The following is a 20,422-nucleotide window of genomic DNA, read 5'->3' as shown; positions in this document are numbered from 1 at the left end:
CGACATATCGCCGGCCGCTGGCCGGTTCCCGCGTATCGCCGGCCGCCGTCCAGCTCCCGCGTAGTGCCGGCCGCTGGCCGGCTCCCCTCACACCGCAACAAGGCCGACGCATCGCCGGCCGCTGGCCGGCTCCCGTCACACCGCAACAAGGCCGCCGCATCGCCGGCCGCTGGCCGGCTCCCCTCACACCCCGACGCAACCTACGGCTTCGTCTTCGGCAAAAACGCCGTGGCCAACCCCAGCAACGGCAGGAACGAGGTCAGGTGGTACACCCACACGATGCCGTGGATGTCAGCCAGCTTGCCCAGCCCGGCAGCCCCGATGCCGCCAATGCCGAACATCAGGCCGAACATCAGCCCTGACACCATTCCCACGCGGCCGGGCACGGCCTCCTGCGCATACACCACCAGCGCGGCAAACGCCGAAGACATTACCAGCCCAACGGCCACCGCAAGCACCGCCGTCCCCATGAGGTTGGCATAGGGCAGGGCGAGCGCGAACGGCGCCACGCCCAGGAACGAAATCCAGATCACCGCCTTGCGCCCGATCCGGTCGCCAACGGGGCCGCCGATGAAGGTACCCAGCGCGATGGAGGCAAGGAACACGAACAGGTACATCTGGCTCTGCTGCACGCTCAGGTGGAAGCGCTCGATCAGGTAGAACGTGAAGTAATTGGTGATCGAGGCGATGTACACGAACTTGGCGAACATCAGCACCGCGACCACGGCGATGGCCTGCACCACCTTGCCGCGGCTGAGGCCGACCCCGTGCGAGCGCGACAGGCTGTTCATCTTGGCCTGCCCGTGGCGGACGGTCCAGCCGGTCAGCCGGAACAGCACGAAGATGGCCACGGCGGCGATCAGCAGGAACCAGCCGATGGCGCGCTGGCCATGCGGTATCACCACGGCCGCCGCCAGCAGCGGACCGATGGCCGAGCCGGTATTGCCGCCGACCTGGAAGGTGGACTGCGCGGTGCCGAAACGCCCGCCGGACGCCATGCGGGCAACGCGCGATGCTTCAGGATGGAACGTGGCCGAACCCACGCCCACCACGGCGGCGGCCAGCAGCAGCATTTCGTAACTGCTTGCCATCGCCATCATGCCGATGCCGACGAAGGTGGCCATCATGCCGGAGGGCAGCAGGTAGGGCAGCGGCCGCTTGTCGGTGTACATGCCCACCCAGGGTTGCAGCAGCGACGCGGTGAACTGGTACACCAGCGCGATGGTGCCGATCTGGCCGAAGCTCAGCGCGAACTGGCTCTTGAACATCGGGTACACGGCCGGCAGCACGGCCTGGATCATGTCGTTGAGCAGGTGCGCGAACGCAGCGGCGCCGACGATGCGGATCGCAAACCCCTGGTGGGCGGGGTCGGACGCGGTGGGCACTACCGGCGAAACAGGGACGGCGGGCGAAGCGGACGGCGGGGTTTCTATGCGCATGGGACCATTCGACAACAGCAGCGGCACCGGCCGGCCACGCGTCCAAGGCGCCGGCGCGTGCTCCAGCCTGGACCGGGTGGGGGACAGGTGGGGCACGAGGGTACGCCGGACGCACGGTGCCGTCTCGCGCGATAGGGGCCACTATCGTCGCGTTAGGGACATCGCGCATCATGGCGGCATGAAGATCCGCTACGCCGCCTTGCTGCTTGCCACCCTGCTCACCCGCGCCGAAGCGTCACCGCTGCTGCAGCCGGGCATCTACCAGCGCACGCCGCAGGCGTCCGATGCGGATCGGTCGGCATCCCCGGCGGCCGGCGAGATCCATCACGACACGCTGTCCGCGGCGATTCCAGCCACGGCGAAGGTGCGCTACGCCTTCGTCTCGCGCGATCCAAGCGATGCCTTGAACAAGCTGGTATTCGTTACCGATGCGGCCTACCGCTACGACATCAACGGCGCCAACCGGTTGTGCCCGGCCTACGCGTTTCCCGGCTGGAACGAGCGTTCGGAGGCACAGCCATTCTGCCGGACCAACATCGGCAGCGCCGACCACGAAGCGGCGCTTGCCTGGACCGAACGCGGGTTCACGCTGCGCTGGGCCGACCAGAAGACGCTGCTCCGGACCGAGCAGATTCCCGCCACCCGCAAGCCCACGCCGGATGAGATCGGCGCCTGCGCGGTCAGTGGTGTGTGTGCGCCCGAATCCTACGGCGGCCATCTCCAGCACTACCAGGTCAGCCACTTTCGCGATGGGTTTGAGCTGCAGGCGTCACGGCCCTATATCGACGTGTTCGCGGCGACGGTGGATACGCCGATCTACCCGCGCGCCGAGGACAGTACGCCGTCGGGCACGCTTGCGGCAGGACGCTACGCCGGTGTGCTCAGCAGGGGAGCGGAATGGATCGGCATCGAGGACGTGGCGGCGGACGGCGTGCCAACGCCCGGTTGGATCCGCCGGGATGATCTCGACGGCGCGGCGATGCGCATTCCCCAGCAGGCCGCGACCGCCACGCTGCGCTTCGTGCTGGTCGTAGCGCCCGCCGACGACGATCAAGCGGTGCTGCAGGCCATCGACATCCTGGATGCCGCGACCGGCCGGCGCCGGCAGATCCTGCGCGACATCGATGCCGAGCCGATGGCGGCCGGCCCGGAGGTGCTGCAGCTGGTGGACGCCAATTTTGACGGCTGGCCCGACCTCAGTGTGCCGGCCTACTCCGGCGGGGCGGGCCCCAATGCCACACGGAACCTCTACCTGTTCGATCCAGCGGCCAAAGGCTTTGTGTTCGATCCGATGCTGTCGAGCCTGTCGCAGCTGGACATCGACCCGGCGACGCGCACCCTCACCTCCGCCTCACGCGGCGGCTGCTGCTCGCATGCAAGCGAGACGTATCGCTATGTTGACGGGCAGCTGCAGCAGATGGCCAGTTGGGAAGAATCGCTGTCGGCCGATGGCGAACACCTGCAGACCACGGTGGGCACGCTGCGCGACGGCACGATGAAGTACCACACCCGCACGCGGAAGCTGCCCGCCCACTGGCGCTGAGCGCATCAACCCCCCGTCACGCCGGCGGTGGCAGGATACCGGTTGCATTCCCCTCAGGAGACCGCCGTGTCCTCAACCGTCGTCGTGACCCGCCACTGGGTCATCCATCCGTTCCACGCCGCCGTGCTCGGTGGCGTGCTGCCGCTGTTCCTTGGCGCGCTGCTGGCCGACTACGCCTACTGGAACACCTACGAAATCCAGTGGAGCAACTTCGCCTCCTGGTTGCTGGTGGGGGCGATGGTCATGACCACGCTGGCCCTGTTGTGTGGCCTGGTGGGCCTGGTGCGCGGCAGCCGGCATGTGTTCTATGTGGTGGTGCTGGCGGCGACCTGGATCGTGGGCTTCGTCAATTCGCTGCAGCACGCGCGCGACGCGTGGGCGATCATGCCGGCGGCGTTGATGTGGTCGGTGATTGCCACGGTGCTTGCGTTGCTGGCGACCTGGCTGGGCTTTGCCAGTCTGCGCGTGCGCGTGGGAGGTGCCCTGTGAACCGGTCGACATCGAAGGGACTGGCGGTCTCCACACTCGCCCTGGCATTGGCTGCCTGCAGCGGCAAGGCGCCTGACATGAACCAGCTGGGGGCCAATCCGGAACTGCCGAAGCCTCACCGCGGCGTGATGCCGGACATGACCATTGCCCAGCCCACCGCCTGGGGCGACCAGGTGCCGACCGTGCCGGCCGGCTACAAGGTCTCGGCGATCGCCACCGACCTGGCCATTCCGCGCCAGACCCTGGTGCTGCCCAACGGCGACATCCTGGTGGCCGAAGGGCGCGGCGGCAGCGCGCCCAACCTCAAGCCCAAGGACGTGATTGCGGGCAAGATCAAGGCCAAGGGCAATACCCAGGTGAAGAGCGGCAATCGCCTCACCCTGTTGCGCGACGCAGACGGCGACGGCGTGTATGAGCTGAAGACGGTCTTCGCCGACAAACTCAACGCCCCTTATGGCCTGGCGCTGGTGGGCAACGCGCTGTATGTCGCCAACCAGGACGCGTTGGTGCGCTTCGACTACGCCGACGGCCAGACCAGGGCCAGTGGTGCGCCCACCAAGGTCACCGACCTGCCGTCGGCCATCAACCATCACTGGACCAAGTCGCTGGCCGCCAGCGCCGATGGCCAGCACCTGTACGTGGGCATCGGCTCCAACAGCAACATCACCGAACGCGGCATGGCGGCCGAGATCGACCGCGCCCAGGTCTGGGAGATCGATGCGCAGACCGGCGCGCACCGCGCCTACGCCAGCGGCATCCGCAATCCGACCGCGCTGGCGGTGCAGCCGGGCACTGGGGTGCTGTGGGCGGTGGTCAACGAGCGCGACGAGATCGGGCCCAACCTGGTGCCGGATTACCTCACGTCGGTGAAGGACGGCGGCTTTTACGGCTGGCCCTACAGCTATTGGGGCAAGAACGTGGACCGGCGGGTGATGCCGCAGAACCCGGACAAGGTTGCCTCCGCGTTGGCACCCGACTATGCGTTGGGCTCGCACGTGGCCGCGCTGGGCGTGTCATTCGCCAACGCTGCCGTGGGTGGCACCTTCACCGACGGTGTATTCGTTGGCCAGCACGGCAGCTGGAACCGCAACCCGCCGGTCGGCTACAAGGTGGTGTTCGTTCCGTTCCGTGACGGCAAGCCGGCCGGGGAGGCCATCGATTTCGCCACCGGCTTCCGCACCGATGACGGCAAGACCCGCGGCCGTCCGGTGGGTGTGACCGTCGATCCAAAGGGCGCGGTGATCGTGGCCGACGACCTGGCCAACACCATCTGGCGGATCACGCCGACCGCGGCCCCGACACCCCCCGCTGCAGCGCCTGCGGCGCCGGTAGCGCCCACCCCGTAGAGCCACGCCCTGCGTGGCTCAATTGCGCCTGCGGCGAACGCCGCAGGCGCAGACGCTCACTCCACCCAACGCACGGCCTTCAGTGCCTCGGCGAGCCGTTGTTTCGCCTCTTCAGTGCTGAAGGGCGGCGTGCGCGGTGGGTCGTAGACCTCCGCGCGGGTGCCGGTCACGAGCAGATCGATGGCGTAGCAGCGGTCATGCTGCACCGCGCGGTAGCTTTCCACTGACATGTAGTGGCTCATGGCCGCATCGCCTGCGCTGAAATGCGTAAACGGGATGCCGTCGATATCGATGATGCGGGTCGTACCGGTCGCCTCGGCGGGCGGCGTGAGGCAGGCCGCCATCGCCGCGGAGGCGTCATTGCGCCCCAGTCGCAGTTCGGCGGCGGTGACCTCGTTGGAGCCGTCCAGCAGCAGCGCCGCCAAGGGTGTGCCCGCAGTGTCGGGCGGGGCGAACACGGCCCAGCCATCGGAAGTGAGGTACGTGCGTTTGAAGTCATGACGCAGCGTCATGCCGGGCACGGCGTTGATGGCGATGCCAGGCGCTGTTTCAGCAAAGGCCGGGGCGGCTGTCGCGGCCACGGCGGTGGCCTTGGCCGCGCCGGGGTCGGCGCCGCTGGGCGGCGTCGCTGCCGCAGCGGGGGTGGCCGCCTGCTGGGTGCAGCCACTAAGCGCGGTCAGCACCCACAGGAAAACGGAGGCGCGGGAAAGAATGCGCATCGCTGTGTCCACTCCGATCGATCAGGCGGCCTTCGCGGGCTGGGCAGCGCTGCTGGATTTTGCGATCAAGGTCAGCTTCTCATCGGTCGCCTTTTCTTCCGCCAGGGTGTCCAGCAACAGCGGCAACGCGTCCTTGTAGCCAAGCTGCTTGGCCAGCGCCGCAATGGTGCCGTAGGAGGCGATCTCGTAATGTTCCACCTTCTGCGCGCCGCCGATCAGTGCGGCATCGCGGACCGGACCTTCCTCCACCCCATCGATGACCTCCTTACCTTCCTCGACCAGGCCTTCCATTGCCGCGCACTTGATGCGCTTCAGTTTGATCCCCAACAGTTCGACCACCTTGTCGATCCGCTCGACCTGGCCCACGGTTTCCTCCAGGTGCGTCTCGAAGGCTGCCACGAGTTCCGGATGGGTGGCGGCGCGCGCAAGGCGGGGAAGGGCTTTGGTCAGCTGCTTCTCCGCGCTGTAGATATCGGAGAGTTCGTGGATGAACAGGTCTTCCATCGTTTTGATCGGCATGGTGCAGCTCCTGCGGTGAGTGAAGCAGCAGCATGGGCCGCCTGATGTTATTCGCCGGTCTGTTCGCGTGAGGGTGCGCGCGAGCGCGGCGTGAGGTCGGTCTTGACGCGGAGAGTGCCGAACGAAGACGGCTGCTGATCACTTCAGTGGAGGACGCGCCGGTGCAGGGTGACCCAGCCGGTCCGTGCAGCTGCGGTCACGGGTCGTCGGCGGGGGACATTCCGGGCGGGCGCGACAGCCATACCGGGCCGTCGCGCGCACGCGCGTACCCGATCCCGTAAAGCACCGTCATGCGGGCGGGGTCGAAGCTGGTCGCGTCGGGCAACGCCAGCGTGGAATCGATGGTGACCCAGGCGAACCGCGCGCGGTCGCGGCGTGCGTAGGCGTACTCGCGGAAAAGATCGCCGATCATGCCGGCGCGGCCGGCAACTTCGATGGTGCGGAACGCGATGCCCCGCAGCGAACGCTCCGCCGGATCGGAGGCGGCGTTGAGCTGGCCGTTGTGGATCATGAAGGTGTCGTAGGTGGCCGGCGCGCGCGACAGTCGCGTGTAGATGCGCTGCGGATCGATGATGCCGGCGTGCAGGAAGATGTTGGCGGCGACGAAGCCGTCGACGTGCATCTCGTCGTAGCGCTGCCCATGCACGTCCACCTCGATCAGCACCGGCGGAAACGCGATTGGTATCGACGCCGACGCCAGCATCACACGCCGGAACAGTGCCAGCGCCTCCGGCGACTCCCGCGTGGCGATCAGCCCCATGTTCCACACCGCGAACTGGCGGGAATCCAGGTCGGCGGTGCCGATGTACAGGCGGCGGCCGGCGCGGTGTTCCGCGGCGATCCGGGCCAGCAGCGGCGCATCGATGGCGCGGGCGATCAAGGCTTCCAACGGCGCGGTGTGGGCGAGGGAATCGCGCCGCAGCAGCGCCATGACCGGGTTGCCGGCAGTGAACACGTCGGCATCGGAGGTGGTGGTGTAGAAGCGCTTGAGCGCCTCGTCGTACTCCGCGCCGAGGAACGCGTAGGGCGCCATGAGCGCGCCGGTGGATACGCCGGTGACGATCTTGAAGGTGGGGCGGGTGCCGGTCGCCGTCCAGCCGTTGAGGAAGCCGGCACCGAAGGCACCATTGGCACCCCCGCCGGACAGGGCCAGATGCGGGTAGTGAATGCGTCCATCGCTGGCGACGGGAAAGTCGTCCGGGCGCTCGTCGTGCATCGAGCGTTCGAAATCGACCTGCATGTCCCGGTTCGGCCGTCCGGCCCAGCCACGCACATCCGGCATGCCGGGCACCGTCGCCCAGGCGATCTGATCGGCAGGCACCGGATTGCGGGGCAGGGTGACGCACCCTCCCAGCATCAGGCAGCCCAGCAGCACCAGGCCCCGCGCGAGCGCCTGCGCGTGCCGGGGCACGAGAACGGCGCGGCAGCGGGCGTTGATCGCATCCACCAAGGGCCTCGGCGCGGAGGGAGCACGGCACGAACGGCCCGAGCGTGCCAGCTCCGCCCAGCCCGGTCTACAGTAAAACCCGCAGCCAAACCGCCCACGAACCCGGTAGAGCCACCCCCATGGGTGGCTGAAGGCAAACCCGTAGAGCCAGCCCCACGGGGTGGCTGCACCCAAAGGCATCCCGCACCGTAGAGCCACCCCATGGGTGGCTGCGTGCACCCACCACCACAACCTGTCAAAGTCGCCCACGCCCGGCACGGGGAGCGTGCCGCGCATCCATTCAATCGACAGGGGAATGACATGGATTCGAGAAAGCTCTGGGCCCTGGTGCTCATCATCATCGGCATAGCGATCTACCAGGCCGCAAGCCAATGGGCTGCCCACCTGGACGCGACCAACACCCGGCCAAGCCTCTCGGCGGTTGCGCACCTGCTGTCGGCGCTGTCCATCCTGCCGATGGCCGTGGGGGCATACCGGCTGGTCACCGAAAGAAAGCGGCCCGCGCCTTAGGTTCGCCGGGGATGGTGCCGCGCTGCGCGCGGTTGCCATGCATTACGGATGCGTGCGCAGGATGTACCCGGTAGAGCCACGCCCTGCGTGGCTGGTCTTGGTTCAGCGGTCATGAACGCCCGATGGGCGGCTTCGGCGGGTCTCAACGCCGGTTCGATGATTGCCATCGGCGTTGCGTCGGCTTCGGAAGTTTGCTCCGCGCTGCGCGCGGTTGCCACGCACGGCGTGGCACTACGGGTGCGCTCGCGGTCGTACTCCGTAGTGCCACGCCCTGCGTGGCTGGTCTTGTTCAGCGGTCATGAACGCCTGATGGGCGGCTTCGGCGGGTCTGAACGTCGGTCCGATGATTGCCATCGGCGTTGCGTCGGCCTCGGAAGTTTGCTCCGCGCTGCGCGCGGTTGCCACGCGCGGCCTGGCACTACGGATCCTTGCCTGGGATGATCCGGAGGTCCGCTTCAGGCGGTGGCGTCCCAGTGCGGTGGGGTGCCGAAGGCCTCCAGCAGGAACGCCGTGACCTCGCGGACCTTGCGCGAGCGGAGTTTGTTCTCCGGTGAGAGCAGCTGGATGTAGGAGACCTCGGTGGTCACCGAGCTCTCCCATTCCTCAAGCAGCGGCACCAGTTCGTGGCGCGCGAAGCTGTCACGGTTGAACAGCCAGCTGGGAAACAGCACCGCGCCGTGGCCTTCCAGTGCGGCCGCGAGCAGGACCTCCGCGTTGTTGCTGCACAGCGGACCGCTCACATTGACACCCTCGAACGGCTGGGCCAGCGCCTGCCGGAAATACCAGCGCTGCGTGCCGAACTGGCCCTTGTAGAGCAGGCAGCGATGTTCCAGCAGGTCGGCGGGGGTCTGCGGCGTGCCGTGTGTGGCGAGATAGGCCGGGCTGGCCGCCAGGATCTGGCGCTGGGCGGCGACGGTCCGCCCAATGAGGCCAGAGTCCACCTGCGGTCCGATCCGGACCGTGATGTCCACGCCTTCCTGCACCGGGTCGATGTAGGCATCGGTGAGCTGCAGTTCGACATCCAGGCCCGGATGCTCGGTCTGCAGGGCATTGATCGCCCGGGCGACATGCAGGCGCCCGAAAGCCTCCGGCGCATTGATCCGCAGCCGCCCGCTGAGCTGGCCTTCGTTGCGCCCAAGATCGTCCACGGCCGCATCCAGCAGGTCGATGGCCTCGCGCGCCTGCTGGTGGAAGCGCTCGCCGTCCTCGGTCAGGCGTACCGCGCGGGTGCTGCGGTAGAACAACTGCCGGCCCAGGTCCTTCTCCAGCGCCGCGATGAACCGCGACACCGACGACGCCGGCACCCGGAAGTGGCGGGCGGTGGCCAGGAAGCTGCGCGTGCTGGCCACCATCAGGAAGTAGCGCAGGGCCTTGAGCTGCATGGGGTGGCTCCATAAATGCGAATCAAGCAATTGTGATTTGCTCGTTGGCCGGATTGTAGCTCTATCGGCATCTGCCTAGCATGGTCGCCTGCCCGCAAGCGCGGGCCCCTCCCCAGGACATCTGCAATGACTTCCCCCCTGTTCGCCCCGTTCGACCTCGCCGGCACGCCGCTGCGCAACCGCGTGGTAATGGCGCCGCTGACCCGCGCACGCGCGCCCAATGACATCGCCGACGAGCGCATCGCCCTGTACTACGCCCAGCGCGCCACCGCCGGCCTGATCGTCAGCGAAGGCACGCCGATCTCGCAGGAAGGGCAGGGCTACCTGTTCAATCCGGGCATCTTCCGCCCGGAACAAATCGCGGGCTGGCGGCTGACCACCGATTCGGTGCACGCCGTGGGCGGCCGGATCGTGGCGCAGCTGTGGCACGTGGGCCGGGTGTCGCACCCGACCATCCAGGCCGACGGCAAGCTGCCGGTCAGCGCCAGCTCGAAGCAGCCGGTCGGCGCGCAGGCATACGGCTATGACGAGACCGGCACCCCCGGCCTGATCGCGCCGCCGGTGCCGCGCCAGCTGCAGACCGATGAGATCGCACGCATCGTGGGCGAGTTCGCCCAGGCCGCCGCGAATGCCATCGAAGCGGGTTTCGATGGCGTGGAAATCCATGGCGCGAACGGATACCTGCACGAGCAGTTCCTCAACCCGCTGGTCAACGATCGTACCGACCGTTACTCGGCCGACAGCATGGAGAACCGGCTGCGCTTCACCCTGGAGGTGATCGACGCGGTGGTCGCCCGCATCGGTGCCGACCGCACCGGTATCCGCCTGTCACCGTATGGCCAGCTGTTCGACATGCCGCTGTATGACGGGATCGACAGCACCTACGCAGCGCTCAGCAAGGAGATCGGCGCGCGCAACCTGGCCTATGTGCACCTGATGAACCAGTCGGGCTTCCAGGTCGGCCAGAAGGTGGTCGCCACCGGCACCGAAACCGGCTTCCAGGGGCTGCTGCGCACCATCAAGGGCAACCTGCCCAACACTGCCGTCATCCTCGCCGGCGGCCTGGCGCGCGAGAGTGCCGAGCAGCTGATCGATGCGGGACTGATCGACCTGGCGGCCTTCGGTACGCCCTTCATCAGCAACCCGGACCTGGTGGCGCGCCTGCAGCACGGCTGGCCGTTGAACACCCCGGACCGCGCCACGTTCTACGGCGGCGGTGCGAAGGGCTACATCGACTACCCGAGCTACAAGGCGGCCTGATCGGCGAACGCGTCGGTGGCCCGCACCAGTGCATCGGTGGTGGCCGCCTCGTTCGCGCTGTGCCCGGCCAGGACCATCTCCAGCCGGGCTTCCGGCCAGGCCTGGGCCAGGTCCCAGGCGCTGCGCGGCGGACAGATGATGTCGTAGCGCCCCTGCACGATCACCCCGGGCAGGTGACGGATGCGGTCGATGTCGCGCAGCAGCTGCCCATGTGCCAGGAACGCGTTGTGGCGGAAGTAGTGCGCCTCGATCCGCGCCTTGGCCAGGGTGTCCAGCGGGTCGGCGTCGGAGACGGCGTCGACCTGGTGCACCAGCGTAGCGGCGAAATCTTCCCAGCCCAGCCACGCCTGCGCGGCGGCGATGCGGGTCGCGCTGTCATCGCTGTCCATGCGTTGCCAGTACGCCTCGATCAGGCTGCCGTGTTCGTCCGCCGGAATGTGCGCGGCATAGCGCGCCCAGCGCTCGGGAAACAGCCAGCGCGCCCCGCCGTCGGCTTCGTTGAACCAGCGGTTTTCTTCCGCCCGCCCCAGGTAGACGCCGCGCACGATGATCCCGGTGGCGCGCTCGGGGTGGGCCTGCGCGTAGGCCAAGGCCAGTGTGGACCCCCATGAACCGCCGAACACCAGCCAGCGTTCGACGCCCAGCTGGGTGCGTACCCGTTCGATATCGGCCACCAGGTGCGCGGTCGTGTTGTCGCGCAGTTCGCCGAATGGCGTGGACCGGCCGCTGCCGCGCTGGTCGATGAGCACGATCCGGTAACGCGCCGGATCGAAGAAGCGCCGATGAGTGGGTGACACGCCCGCACCCGGCCCGCCATGCAGGAACACCACCGGGATGCCGTCAGGCGTGCCGCATTCCTCCACGAACAGCGTGTGCAGGTCATCGACCGCGATCTGGTGTTCACGGAAGGGCGTGATGGGCGGATAGAGCGTGCGCATGAAGAAACCTTGGGCGGAATGCCTGCCAAGAATAGCCCAGCGGCCGGATCAGTCCCGCTGCACCGCCACGTCGACATCGCGCGCGGTATCGCGGAGCAGCTCCACGGTGAAGGCCGGGGTACCGCGGCGCGCCCTGACCACGACATCCGTGCCATCGACAACGACGACCAGGTAGCGCACACCCAGGCGCGCGGCCAGGACGTCCCGGGCGGTCTCGGCCATCTGCACCTCTGTTTCGCCGTCGAGCACCGGCACGTCCACATGGATCGGCGAATCGTCGCCCGGCCAGATCCGGAAGCTGATGGTCCCGTTCGACGCGGCGCCGTCGTCGAATGCCACGCGCCAGCTAGATGCGGGTTCTGGACGGGGGACGTCGCTGACCGTCGGACCCAACAAAGGGGCGAACTGGCCACGGGCCGGCATGCCGAAGGACAGCAGCAGGCAAGCCATGACCAGTGCGGCCATCCGGCGCATGCTGGCAGATGCGTGTGTCATGCCGTGAGTCTCGCCACCGACTGCCGCAACACTGGCACGGGCCGGGCATCACTGCATCGGCAAATCTGCGCGACGGGAGTCGGTATTTCTACGCACCTGCGCCATCGCCGTGGCCCAAGGGGTAAGTAAAGGTACTGGAATCGGTAGAACTACCGTGGCTGGGGCCGTGTGCAGTGACAAGAATCAAGGCCCCCCGAAGCGATACGGACGATTCCCATGAATGCGAATGCCCGGCAGAAGAAGCCCAACATCCTGGTGATCTGGGGCGATGACATCGGCTGGCAGAATGTCAGCGCCTACGGGATGGGCACGATGGGGTATACGACCCCGAACATCGATGCGATCGGCTATGAGGGCATCCGCTTCACCGACCACTACGCACAGCAGTCCTGTACGGCAGGGCGCGCGGCGTTCATCACCGGCCAGTACCCGATCCGCTCGGGCATGGTCACGGTCGGCCAGCCCGGCGACGCGCTGGGTCTGCAACCGGCCTCTCCGTGCCTGGCCGAAGTGCTGAAACAGGCCGGGTACCGTACCGGGCACTTCGGCAAGAGCCACCTCGGTGATCGCAACGAGCACCTGCCGACCAACCATGGCTTCGATGAATTCTTCGGCAACCTCTACCACCTGAACGTGTCGGAGGAAGATGAGCAGCGTGACTACAAGCACTTCGCCGAGGCCTATGCCGGCAGTCTGGAGGCCTACGAAACGAAGTTCGGTGCGCGCGGGGTCATCCACAGCTGGGCGACCGACAACGACGATGCGACCGAGGATCCGCGCTTCGGGCGCGTGGGGAAGCAGAAGATCGTCGACACCGGGCCGCTGCACCAGGAACGCATGCACGACGTGGATGCAGGAGAGTTCATTCCGAAGGCGCTGGCGTTCATGAAGCAGGCCAAGGACGCCGATGAACCGTTCTTCGTCTGGCTCAACACCAGCCGCATGCACCTCTACACCCGGCTCAATGACACGTGGCGGTATGCCGCCGAGAAGTACACCTCCGAAGCGGACCTGCACGGCTCCGGCATGCTGCAGCACGACCACGATGTTGGCCTGGTCACCGCCTTCCTCAAGGAGAACGGGCTCGAAGAGGACACCATCGTCTGGTACTCCACCGACAACGGGCCGGAGCACTCGTCCTGGCCGCACGGGGGAACCACGCCGTGGCGGGGCGAGAAGATGACCACCTACGAGGGCGGCGTGCGCGTCATCTCGATGCTGCGCTGGCCGGGCGTGATTGCGCCGCTGCAGCTCAAGAACGGCATCCAGGCCCACCAGGACATGTTCACCACGCTGGCGGCGGCCGCTGGGGTGGAGGACGTGCGCGGGAAGGTGCTGGAGGAGAAGAAGCAGTACATCGACGGCGAGAACAACCTGGACTACTGGCTCGGCAAGACCGATGCCTCTGCCCGCAATCACATCTTCCACTACAACGAGTCGCGGCTGACCGCGCTGCGGATGGGGCCATGGAAGTGGCACTTTTCCACCGCCGAAGACTACTACGGCAACATCGTCGGCCGCAGCAAGCCGCTGGTGTTCAACATCCGCATGGACCCGTTCGAAAGCTACGACAACAGTGATTCCTACGGGCACCTGATCCAGAAGGTGTCGTGGCAGACCGGGCCGCTGGGCGAGCTGATGCAGCAGCACCTGGTGACCCTGGCCAAGTACCCACCGGTCCAGGGGGGCAAGAGTTTCGACATGTCCAACGTGGTGGAACAGTTCATGAGCAAGGGCCACGACTGAGGCCAGACGCATGCGGATCTGCGTGGACTCCGCCATCCAGTGACAGCCACGCAGTCCCGAATGGGGCGGTCACCATCGCCAGGACCGGCAGCCCCGCCAGCGGTGCGGCGGTGGCGGCAGGCGACGGCCAGCTGCGTGGACACCAGACCGTGCCCAGCTTGCCCGCCGGCAGTAGTATCGTGGTCATTGCGACGTGCACGGTGACTGCGAGCGGGCAGTGATCGGAACGCAGTGCTATTCGCGGCGCAGCTTGATGTCCACGTCCTTCACCGTGCTGCCGACCAGCTGCAGCCCGAAGTCGCCCGTGCCATGGCGCGCCTTCACCAGCACGTCTTCGCCGTCATCGATCTCCACGTGGTAGCCCTTGCCCAACGCAACCCGTAGAGCGTCGCGGGCGGCGGCGGCGATGTGGTTCTCCGACTCGCCGTCGACCACGGCGACGTCGACCTGGACCGGCGTCCCGCCCCGCGGCCAGACCCGGAAACGGATTGTGCCGTCAGACTTGGCGCGCTCATCGAACACGATCCGCCACTTGTTGGAACTGCGCGGCCGCTCGGCGTCCGCGGGGGCGGCGGTGGCACTGGAAGGGGGGGGCTGCTGCGCACGCACCAGGGGTGCGGCGATCAGGATGATGGCCGACAGCAGCAGGGACAGCACCACACGCACCGGATTGATCTTCATCGTCATGCTCCTGAACGTACAGACAGCCAGGCCGCGGAAAAGGCCTCCGCCAACTACAGGCCCCGCATCCGACGGGCTCGCTGCAGTGTGCCGCGGCGGGGCCGTGGTCGCATGCGTGTCACTTCGGTACCTCGGACAGTAAATCTACCGGGCCGCCGCAGTCAGTAGAAATACCTACGGCAGAACGGTAGTTGCCCGTCTTGCCACGCGCGCCGAACGCGCCGACGCTGCATCCATCCGCCGCTGCCCGCGCGCCGCCCAGAGGATGCCACCGTGACGCTCAAGGAATACAAGGCTGGATCGCGCTTTCCCGGCATCGTTGGTCGCACGCCGGACCGGTCGTCACCGGCGTGGCCCGAGCCCGTACGTGCGCCGCCAGACGCACCCAACGTGCTGTTCATCGTCCTTGACGACACGGGCTACGGCCACCTGGGCTGTTACGGCAGCCCGATCCGGACCCCGAACATCGACGCGCTCGCTGCGGACGGGCTGCTGTACAACAACATGCACACCACCGCGCTGTGCTCCCCCTCTCGTTCATGCATCCTCACCGGTCGCAACCATCACTCCAACCACATGGGGTGCCTGTCCAACGGTTCCACCGGATTTCCCGGCACCGATGGCTACATGCCGTTCGAGAACGGCACGATTGCCGAGATCCTGAAAAAGGTGGGGTACAACACGTACTGCCTCGGCAAGTGGCACCTGTCGCCGGAGGAAACCAATACCGCCGCCGGCCCGTACGACCGCTGGCCACTGGGGCGCGGCTTCGAGCGCTTCTACGGTTTTCTCGGCGGCGACACGCATCAGTACTACCCGGAGCTGGTTCATGACAACCACCAGACCGAGCCGCCCTTCACCCCGGAACAGGGCTACCACCTGACTCCCGACCTGGTGCGCAGGGCGCGTTCGTTCATCGCCGATGCCAAGCAGGTTGCTCCGGAGAAGCCGTTCTTCTGCTACTTCGCGCTGGGTGCGATGCACTCGCCTCACCACGTCCCCAAGGAATGGGCCGACCGCTACGCCGGAGCCTTCGATGAGGGCTGGGACGTTTACCGTCGGCGGGTGTTCGAGCGCCAGCTTGCATTGGGCGTACTTCCTGCCGGTACCGAGTTGTCGCCGCACGACCCGGACGTGCAGGACTGGGACGCGCTGGGCGCGGACGAACGCCGCCTGTTCTCGCGGATGATGGAAGTCTTTGCCGGCTTCCTGGAGCACACCGACCACTACGTCGGCGAGCTGATCACCTTCCTCAAGGACATTGGCGAGTACGACAACACACTGATCATGCTCGTGTCCGACAACGGCTCCAGCGCCGAAGGCGGGCCGACCGGGTCGGTCAATGAATGCCGCTTCTTCAACAACGTTGCCGACACCGTGGCAGATGGGCTCAAGCACATCGATGAGATCGGCGGCCCCACCACCTTCAATCATTTCCCCTGGGGGTGGACCCACGCCGGCAACACCCCGTTCCGCCGCTGGAAGCGCGAGACCTACCGGGGCGGAAGCACCGACCCGTTCATCCTGGCCTGGCCCAAGGGCATCGCGCAAAAGGGGCTGATCCGCCACCACTACTGCCACATCATCGACATGGTGCCGACCGTGCTGGATGCCTTGGGCATTGCCGAGCCGGTGTCGATCAACGGCGTGACCCAGGCCGCCATGGCGGGGGTCAGCCTGCTGCCCACGGCACTGGATGGCGGGTCCGGCGAAGTTCACCTCACCCAGTACTTCGAGATGCTGGGCCACCGCTCGCTCTATCACGACGGCTGGCGTGCGGTGTGCCCGTGGCCCGGTACCTCGTTCGCCGCATCGGGCCGCGCGTTTGGTGACGAGATCAGCCACGACATGCTCAATGACCTCGATGCGCATGGCTGGGAGCTCTACCACGTGGCCGCGGATCCCGCCGAGACCCGCAACCTGGCAGCACAGGAGCCGGACCGGCTGATCGAAATGGTGGGCCGCTGGTATGTAGAGGCGGGCAGGTACAACGTACTGCCGATCGACAGCCGCGGCACCCAACGCATCGCACTGGAACGGCCGCGGGTTGCGGAAAGCCAGCAGCGCTATGTGTTCTACCCTGATACTCAAGGGGTCGTAGCCGCCGCGGCGCCCAGGACTCTCAATCGTCCGCACAGCTTCGTGGCCGAGGTGCACATTCCGGCAGGCGGCGCCGATGGCGTACTGCTGAGCTTCGGCGGCAATGATGGCGGATTCAGTTTTTACGTGCAGGGCAACCGGTTGTGCTACCTGCACAACTATCTCGCGCTGGACTACTTCTACGTGACATCGAACGATCCGCTTCCCAGCGGCCATCATCTGCTGGGCATGCAGTTCGAACCGACCGGCACGCCGGACATCAAGCACGGCAAAGGCGTGCCTGCCAAGGTGACGTTGCTGCTGGACGGGGTTGCCATCGGCAGCGGAGAGTTGCCGCACACCGTTCCGATCCGGCTGGGGCAGGGTGGCGCGCTGCTGGTGGGCATGGACAGCGGCGCGCCGGTCAGTCCTCGGTACACTCCGCCGTTCCGTTACGGCGGCGAACTCAGACGCGTTGTCATCGATGTGAGCGGCGAAGACGTGCTCGACCAGCACGCTGAGATGAAGGCCTATCTTCGCAAGCAATGACACCGCGCCATCGAAATATGACAGAGGTCAGTCAATATGAGCGGTCATTCTCCCGGCGCCACACTTCCGTTCCCCGCGCCCCCATCGGCAAGCGATGCCGGGTACTCGTTGGTGGAGTCTCGGCACCAGCGCCGCGCCCGTCCCAGCCACCTTCCGGCCGACGCACCGAACGTGTTGGTGATCCTGCTCGACGACGTGGGCTTCGGCCTCGCCAACACCGTTGGCGGTGAGGTGAAAACGCCGGCCTTCAGCCGGGTGGCCAGCGCAGGCATCTGCTACAACCGCTTCCACACGACGTCGATCTGTTCACCGACACGCGCCGCACTGCTGACCGGTCGCAACCACCACCGGGTACATTCGGGCACCATCGCCGAACGGGCAGTCGACTGGGATGGTTACACCGGTGTGATCACCAAGGATACCGCCACCGTGGCCGAAGTCCTCCGCCACTACGGCTACAAGACCGCTGCGTTCGGAAAGTGGCACAACTCACCGGCTGACCAGACCACCGCGATGGGGCCGTTTGATCGATGGCCCAATGGCCATGGCTTCGATCACTTCTACGGCTTCATCGCCGGTGAAACCTCGCAATGGGAGCCGCGGTTGTACGAGAACACCACTGCGGTCGAGCCGCCCAACCACGATGGCTACCATCTGTCCGAGGATCTGGCGGACAAGGGTATCGAGTGGCTGCGCAGACATACCGCGTTCGCCCCGGATGCGCCGTTCTTCATGTACTGGGCACCTGGCGCGGCACATGGTCCGCACCATGTCTTCAAGTCCTGGGCGGACCGCTACGCAGGGCGCTTCGACGACGGCTGGGATGCATATCGGGAGCGGGTATTTGCGCGGCAGAAGTCGCTGGGCTGGATTCCCGACAGCGCCGAGCTGACCCCTCGCGCCGAGTCGATGCAGGCATGGGCCGATATTCCAGAGGCAGAAAAGCCGTTCCAGCGCCGCCTGATGGAGGTGTTCGCCGGCTTTCTGGAGCACGTGGACGCCCAGGTTGGCCGGCTGCTGGACGAACTGGAACGACTGGACCAGCATGAGAACACCCTGGTTCTGTACCTCTTCGGCGACAACGGTTCCAGCGCCGAAGGGCAGCGCGGCAGCATCAGTGAACTGCTGGCGCAGAACAATATTCCCAACACCGTCGCAGAACAGCTGTCGGCGCTGGATGCGCTGGGCGGACTGGACGCGCTGGGTTCACCTCGCACCGACAATATGTACCACGCCGGTTGGGCATGGGCCGGCAATACACCGTTCCACCACACCAAACTGGTGGCCAGCCATTTTGGGGGCACCCGAAATGCCATGGCGTTGTCCTGGCCAAGGCGAATCGAGCCGAACGGAAAGATGCGCAGCCAGTTTCATCACGTCAACGACATTGCGGCAACGCTGTACGAGGTCATCGGCATCACGCCGCCGGAGGTCGTCGACGGGCATCGCCAAAAGCCCTTGGACGGCGTGAGCTTTGCTTACACGTTCAACGCCGCCGAGGCCGATGGCCGCAAGAAAGTACAGTATTTCGAGAACAATGCCAGCCGCGGCATCTATGTTGATGGCTGGTATGCGTGCGCGTTCGGTCCCTTCGTGCCCTGGGACACGGCCAGCACGGCCCGCGGTCTGAAAGACTGGGACATGGCGGCCGAGCCGTGGGAGCTTTACAACCTGGATGAAGACTTCAGCCAGGCGCACGACCTGTCCGCCGTACATCCCGAGCGGTTGGAGGCGTTGAAGGCGCAGTTCAAGGAGGTATCTCGCGACAACCTGGTCTGGCCGGTGGGCGCCGGGTTGTGGCTGCGGATCCATCCGGAAGACCGGATTGCCTCACCCTATACGCATTGGCGCTTCGACGCCAGCACGGTACGCATGCCGGAGTTCACGGCACCTGGGCTTGGGCGGCAAAGCAGCCGCGTGAAGGTGACGGTCGCGACGGGAGAGCGTGCCAGCGGCGTGCTCTACGCCCTCGGTGGATTCTCCGGTGGGGTCACGCTGTTCATGGACCAGGGTGAACTGGTCTACGAGTACAACATGCTGATCCTGGAGCGCTTCCAGGCACGCAGCCGTTCGCCGATAGGCAGCGGGGAACACGTGATCGTGGTGGAGACCACGATGGCATCGCCTGAGCCGATGACGGCAGCGCATGTCACCCTCGAGGTCGACGGTCGAATGGTGGCGCAGGTCTTGGTGGCGCGTACCGTGCCCGCCGCGTTCACCGCCAGCGAGACCTTCGGCGTGGGCGTGGACCTCGGTTCGCCGGTGTCACCCGATTACGTCGATCGTCGTCCCTTCCGCTTCGACGGCACGATTCATGGAGTGGACGTCGAGGTATTCCCGCACTAGCCCCTCTCTTGTCGCGAGCAGGTCATGGAATACATCGCCACCCTCAAACTGCTGATCATCGCCAGCGTCTTCCTCAGCGTGCTGGCCCTGGCGCTGCGGGCACACGCGGCCGACGTCCTGTATCTGTTCAGGAACTGGCGTCTCGGGCTGCGGGCGTTTGCAGCCATCTACGTGATCGTGCCGATCGTGGCGGCATTGATCGTGGCCAATGTGGCGCTCAAGCATGAGGTGAAGGTGGCGATCCTGATCCTGTCGGTCTCGCCGATCCCGCCGCTGCTGCCCAAGCGCCAGCTCAAGTCCGGCGCCGACGGCGCCTACATCACCGGGCTGCTGGTCGGCGCCGCGCTGGTGTCGCCGATCGCCTCGCCGCTGGGTCTGGAACTGCTGGGGCGAGCGTTCGGTGTCGACCCGCAGATATCGTTCGGCCGCCTCGCCATGACCTTGGCGATCACCATCCTGCTGCCGCTGCTGTCCGGTCTGGCGTTGCAGCGCGTCCTGCGCGGCCATGCGGAGAAGGTGGCCGACGTGCTGGCCAAGGCCGCCGGGCTGCTGCTGGTGGGCTGCGCGCTGGTGCTGCTGGTGCTGCTGCTGCCCGCCATCCGGCACCTTCTGGGCGGGGGCACGCTGCTGGCCATCGTCGGCATCATCATCGCCGGGCTGCTGGCGGGCAACCTCGCCGGCGGCGCGTCGCCACGCAACCGCACCGCGCTCTCGCTGGCGGCGGCCACCCGCCATCCCGGCGTGGCGATGGGCATCGCCACCACCAACTTCCCTGATGAAAAGGCGGTGTTGGTCGCGATCCTGCTGTATGTGGTGGTCGGGGTTCTGGTGGCGATTCCGGTGCTGCGCCTGAACAGCCGCATCACAGAGCACTAGCCGTGCCGGTGCACGCGTTTGCGTCATTTTCGCAGCGCATCCCGGTACAACTACTGAG

General features: G+C 66.6%; 17 protein-coding genes. 9 read left to right on the top strand and 8 right to left on the bottom strand.

What is annotated here, in order from left to right:
- Nucleotides 1-200 precede the first annotated feature (200 nt).
- On the bottom strand, nt 201-1,439 hold the full coding sequence (locus AC3ITN_RS10630; protein ID WP_313341212.1) for an MFS transporter: 1,239 nt from the start codon (nt 1,437-1,439) through the stop codon (nt 201-203).
- Between the two features lie 178 nt (nt 1,440-1,617).
- Between AC3ITN_RS10630 and AC3ITN_RS10625 the strand changes: the two genes are divergently transcribed.
- The 3 genes from AC3ITN_RS10625 (at nt 1,618) to AC3ITN_RS10615 (ending at nt 4,817) form a co-directional block, all read left to right on the top strand.
- Nucleotides 1,618-2,982 carry an XAC2610-related protein gene (locus AC3ITN_RS10625; protein ID WP_489390457.1) on the top strand — a complete coding sequence of 455 codons (1,365 nt, stop codon included), beginning with the start codon at nt 1,618-1,620 and terminating at the stop codon, nt 2,980-2,982.
- Between the two features lie 66 nt (nt 2,983-3,048).
- Entirely contained in the window at nt 3,049-3,471 is a 423-nt protein-coding gene (locus AC3ITN_RS10620) for a DUF2231 domain-containing protein (RefSeq protein WP_489390456.1), read from the top strand.
- On the top strand, nt 3,468-4,817 hold the full coding sequence (locus AC3ITN_RS10615) for a PQQ-dependent sugar dehydrogenase (protein WP_489390455.1): 1,350 nt from the start codon (nt 3,468-3,470) through the stop codon (nt 4,815-4,817). Before AC3ITN_RS10620 ends, AC3ITN_RS10615 begins: the two co-directional genes overlap by 4 nt.
- Nucleotides 4,818-4,873: 56 nt before the next feature.
- Here AC3ITN_RS10615 and AC3ITN_RS10610 read toward each other — a convergent pair whose 3' ends face one another.
- The 3 genes from AC3ITN_RS10610 to AC3ITN_RS10600 all read right to left on the bottom strand — a co-directional run bounded on the left by AC3ITN_RS10610 (nt 4,874) and on the right by AC3ITN_RS10600 (nt 7,502).
- Nucleotides 4,874-5,536 carry a hypothetical protein gene (locus AC3ITN_RS10610; RefSeq protein ID WP_489390454.1) on the bottom strand — a complete coding sequence of 221 codons (663 nt, stop codon included), beginning with the start codon at nt 5,534-5,536 and terminating at the stop codon, nt 4,874-4,876.
- Between the two features lie 21 nt (nt 5,537-5,557).
- Entirely contained in the window at nt 5,558-6,055 is a 498-nt protein-coding gene (locus AC3ITN_RS10605) for a YciE/YciF ferroxidase family protein (RefSeq protein ID WP_489390453.1), read from the bottom strand.
- Between the two features lie 196 nt (nt 6,056-6,251).
- The gene (locus AC3ITN_RS10600) at nt 6,252-7,502 is read right to left on the bottom strand and encodes a patatin-like phospholipase family protein (RefSeq protein WP_489390452.1); all 1,251 of its coding nucleotides are present in this window, start codon (nt 7,500-7,502) and stop codon (nt 6,252-6,254) included.
- 300 nt (nt 7,503-7,802) lie between these two features.
- On the opposite strand from AC3ITN_RS10600, the gene AC3ITN_RS10595 reads away from it, so the two are divergent.
- On the top strand, nt 7,803-8,012 hold the full coding sequence (locus tag AC3ITN_RS10595; RefSeq protein ID WP_489390451.1) for a hypothetical protein: 210 nt from the start codon (nt 7,803-7,805) through the stop codon (nt 8,010-8,012).
- Between the two features lie 455 nt (nt 8,013-8,467).
- Here AC3ITN_RS10595 and AC3ITN_RS10590 read toward each other — a convergent pair whose 3' ends face one another.
- On the bottom strand, nt 8,468-9,394 hold the full coding sequence (locus AC3ITN_RS10590; RefSeq protein ID WP_489390450.1) for a LysR family transcriptional regulator: 927 nt from the start codon (nt 9,392-9,394) through the stop codon (nt 8,468-8,470).
- Between the two features lie 126 nt (nt 9,395-9,520).
- Here AC3ITN_RS10590 and AC3ITN_RS10585 point away from each other — a divergent pair, with 126 nt between their 5' ends.
- Complete coding sequence (locus tag AC3ITN_RS10585) at nt 9,521-10,654, top strand: alkene reductase (RefSeq protein ID WP_489390449.1); 1,134 nt, start codon at nt 9,521-9,523, stop codon at nt 10,652-10,654.
- Here the strand turns inward: AC3ITN_RS10585 and pip are convergent.
- Together pip and AC3ITN_RS10575 are read right to left on the bottom strand one after the other, a co-directional pair.
- Nucleotides 10,639-11,592, bottom strand: coding sequence for a prolyl aminopeptidase (gene pip / locus AC3ITN_RS10580; protein WP_489390448.1), 954 nt, complete (start codon nt 11,590-11,592; stop codon nt 10,639-10,641). The two genes, AC3ITN_RS10585 and pip, sit on opposite strands and share 16 nt — an antisense overlap.
- A gap of 48 nt (nt 11,593-11,640) precedes the next feature.
- Nucleotides 11,641-12,057, bottom strand: a complete 417-nt coding sequence (locus tag AC3ITN_RS10575) for a hypothetical protein (RefSeq protein WP_489390447.1) — start codon at nt 12,055-12,057, stop codon at nt 11,641-11,643.
- A 246-nt stretch (nt 12,058-12,303) separates the two neighbouring features.
- Here AC3ITN_RS10575 and AC3ITN_RS10570 point away from each other — a divergent pair, with 246 nt between their 5' ends.
- Entirely contained in the window at nt 12,304-13,833 is a 1,530-nt protein-coding gene (locus AC3ITN_RS10570) for an arylsulfatase (RefSeq protein WP_489390446.1), read from the top strand.
- 234 nt (nt 13,834-14,067) lie between these two features.
- On the opposite strand, the gene AC3ITN_RS10565 is transcribed toward AC3ITN_RS10570, so the two are convergent.
- Entirely contained in the window at nt 14,068-14,514 is a 447-nt protein-coding gene (locus tag AC3ITN_RS10565) for a hypothetical protein (protein WP_489390445.1), read from the bottom strand.
- A gap of 273 nt (nt 14,515-14,787) precedes the next feature.
- Here AC3ITN_RS10565 and AC3ITN_RS10560 point away from each other — a divergent pair, with 273 nt between their 5' ends.
- From AC3ITN_RS10560 to AC3ITN_RS10550, 3 genes are all read left to right on the top strand, one after another.
- Nucleotides 14,788-17,142, top strand: a complete 2,355-nt coding sequence (locus AC3ITN_RS10560) for an arylsulfatase (RefSeq protein ID WP_489390444.1) — start codon at nt 14,788-14,790, stop codon at nt 17,140-17,142.
- Nucleotides 17,143-17,319: 177 nt separating this feature from the next.
- Entirely contained in the window at nt 17,320-19,488 is a 2,169-nt protein-coding gene (locus tag AC3ITN_RS10555; RefSeq protein ID WP_489390443.1) for an arylsulfatase, read from the top strand.
- Nucleotides 19,489-19,512: 24 nt separating this feature from the next.
- Nucleotides 19,513-20,364, top strand: a complete 852-nt coding sequence (locus AC3ITN_RS10550) for a hypothetical protein (RefSeq protein WP_489390442.1) — start codon at nt 19,513-19,515, stop codon at nt 20,362-20,364.
- The last annotated feature ends 58 nt before the right edge of the window (nt 20,365-20,422 follow it).

The organism is Stenotrophomonas sp. KH_036_B, assembly GCF_057839485.1.
This window is presented reverse-complemented; position numbering and strand designations above follow the sequence as displayed.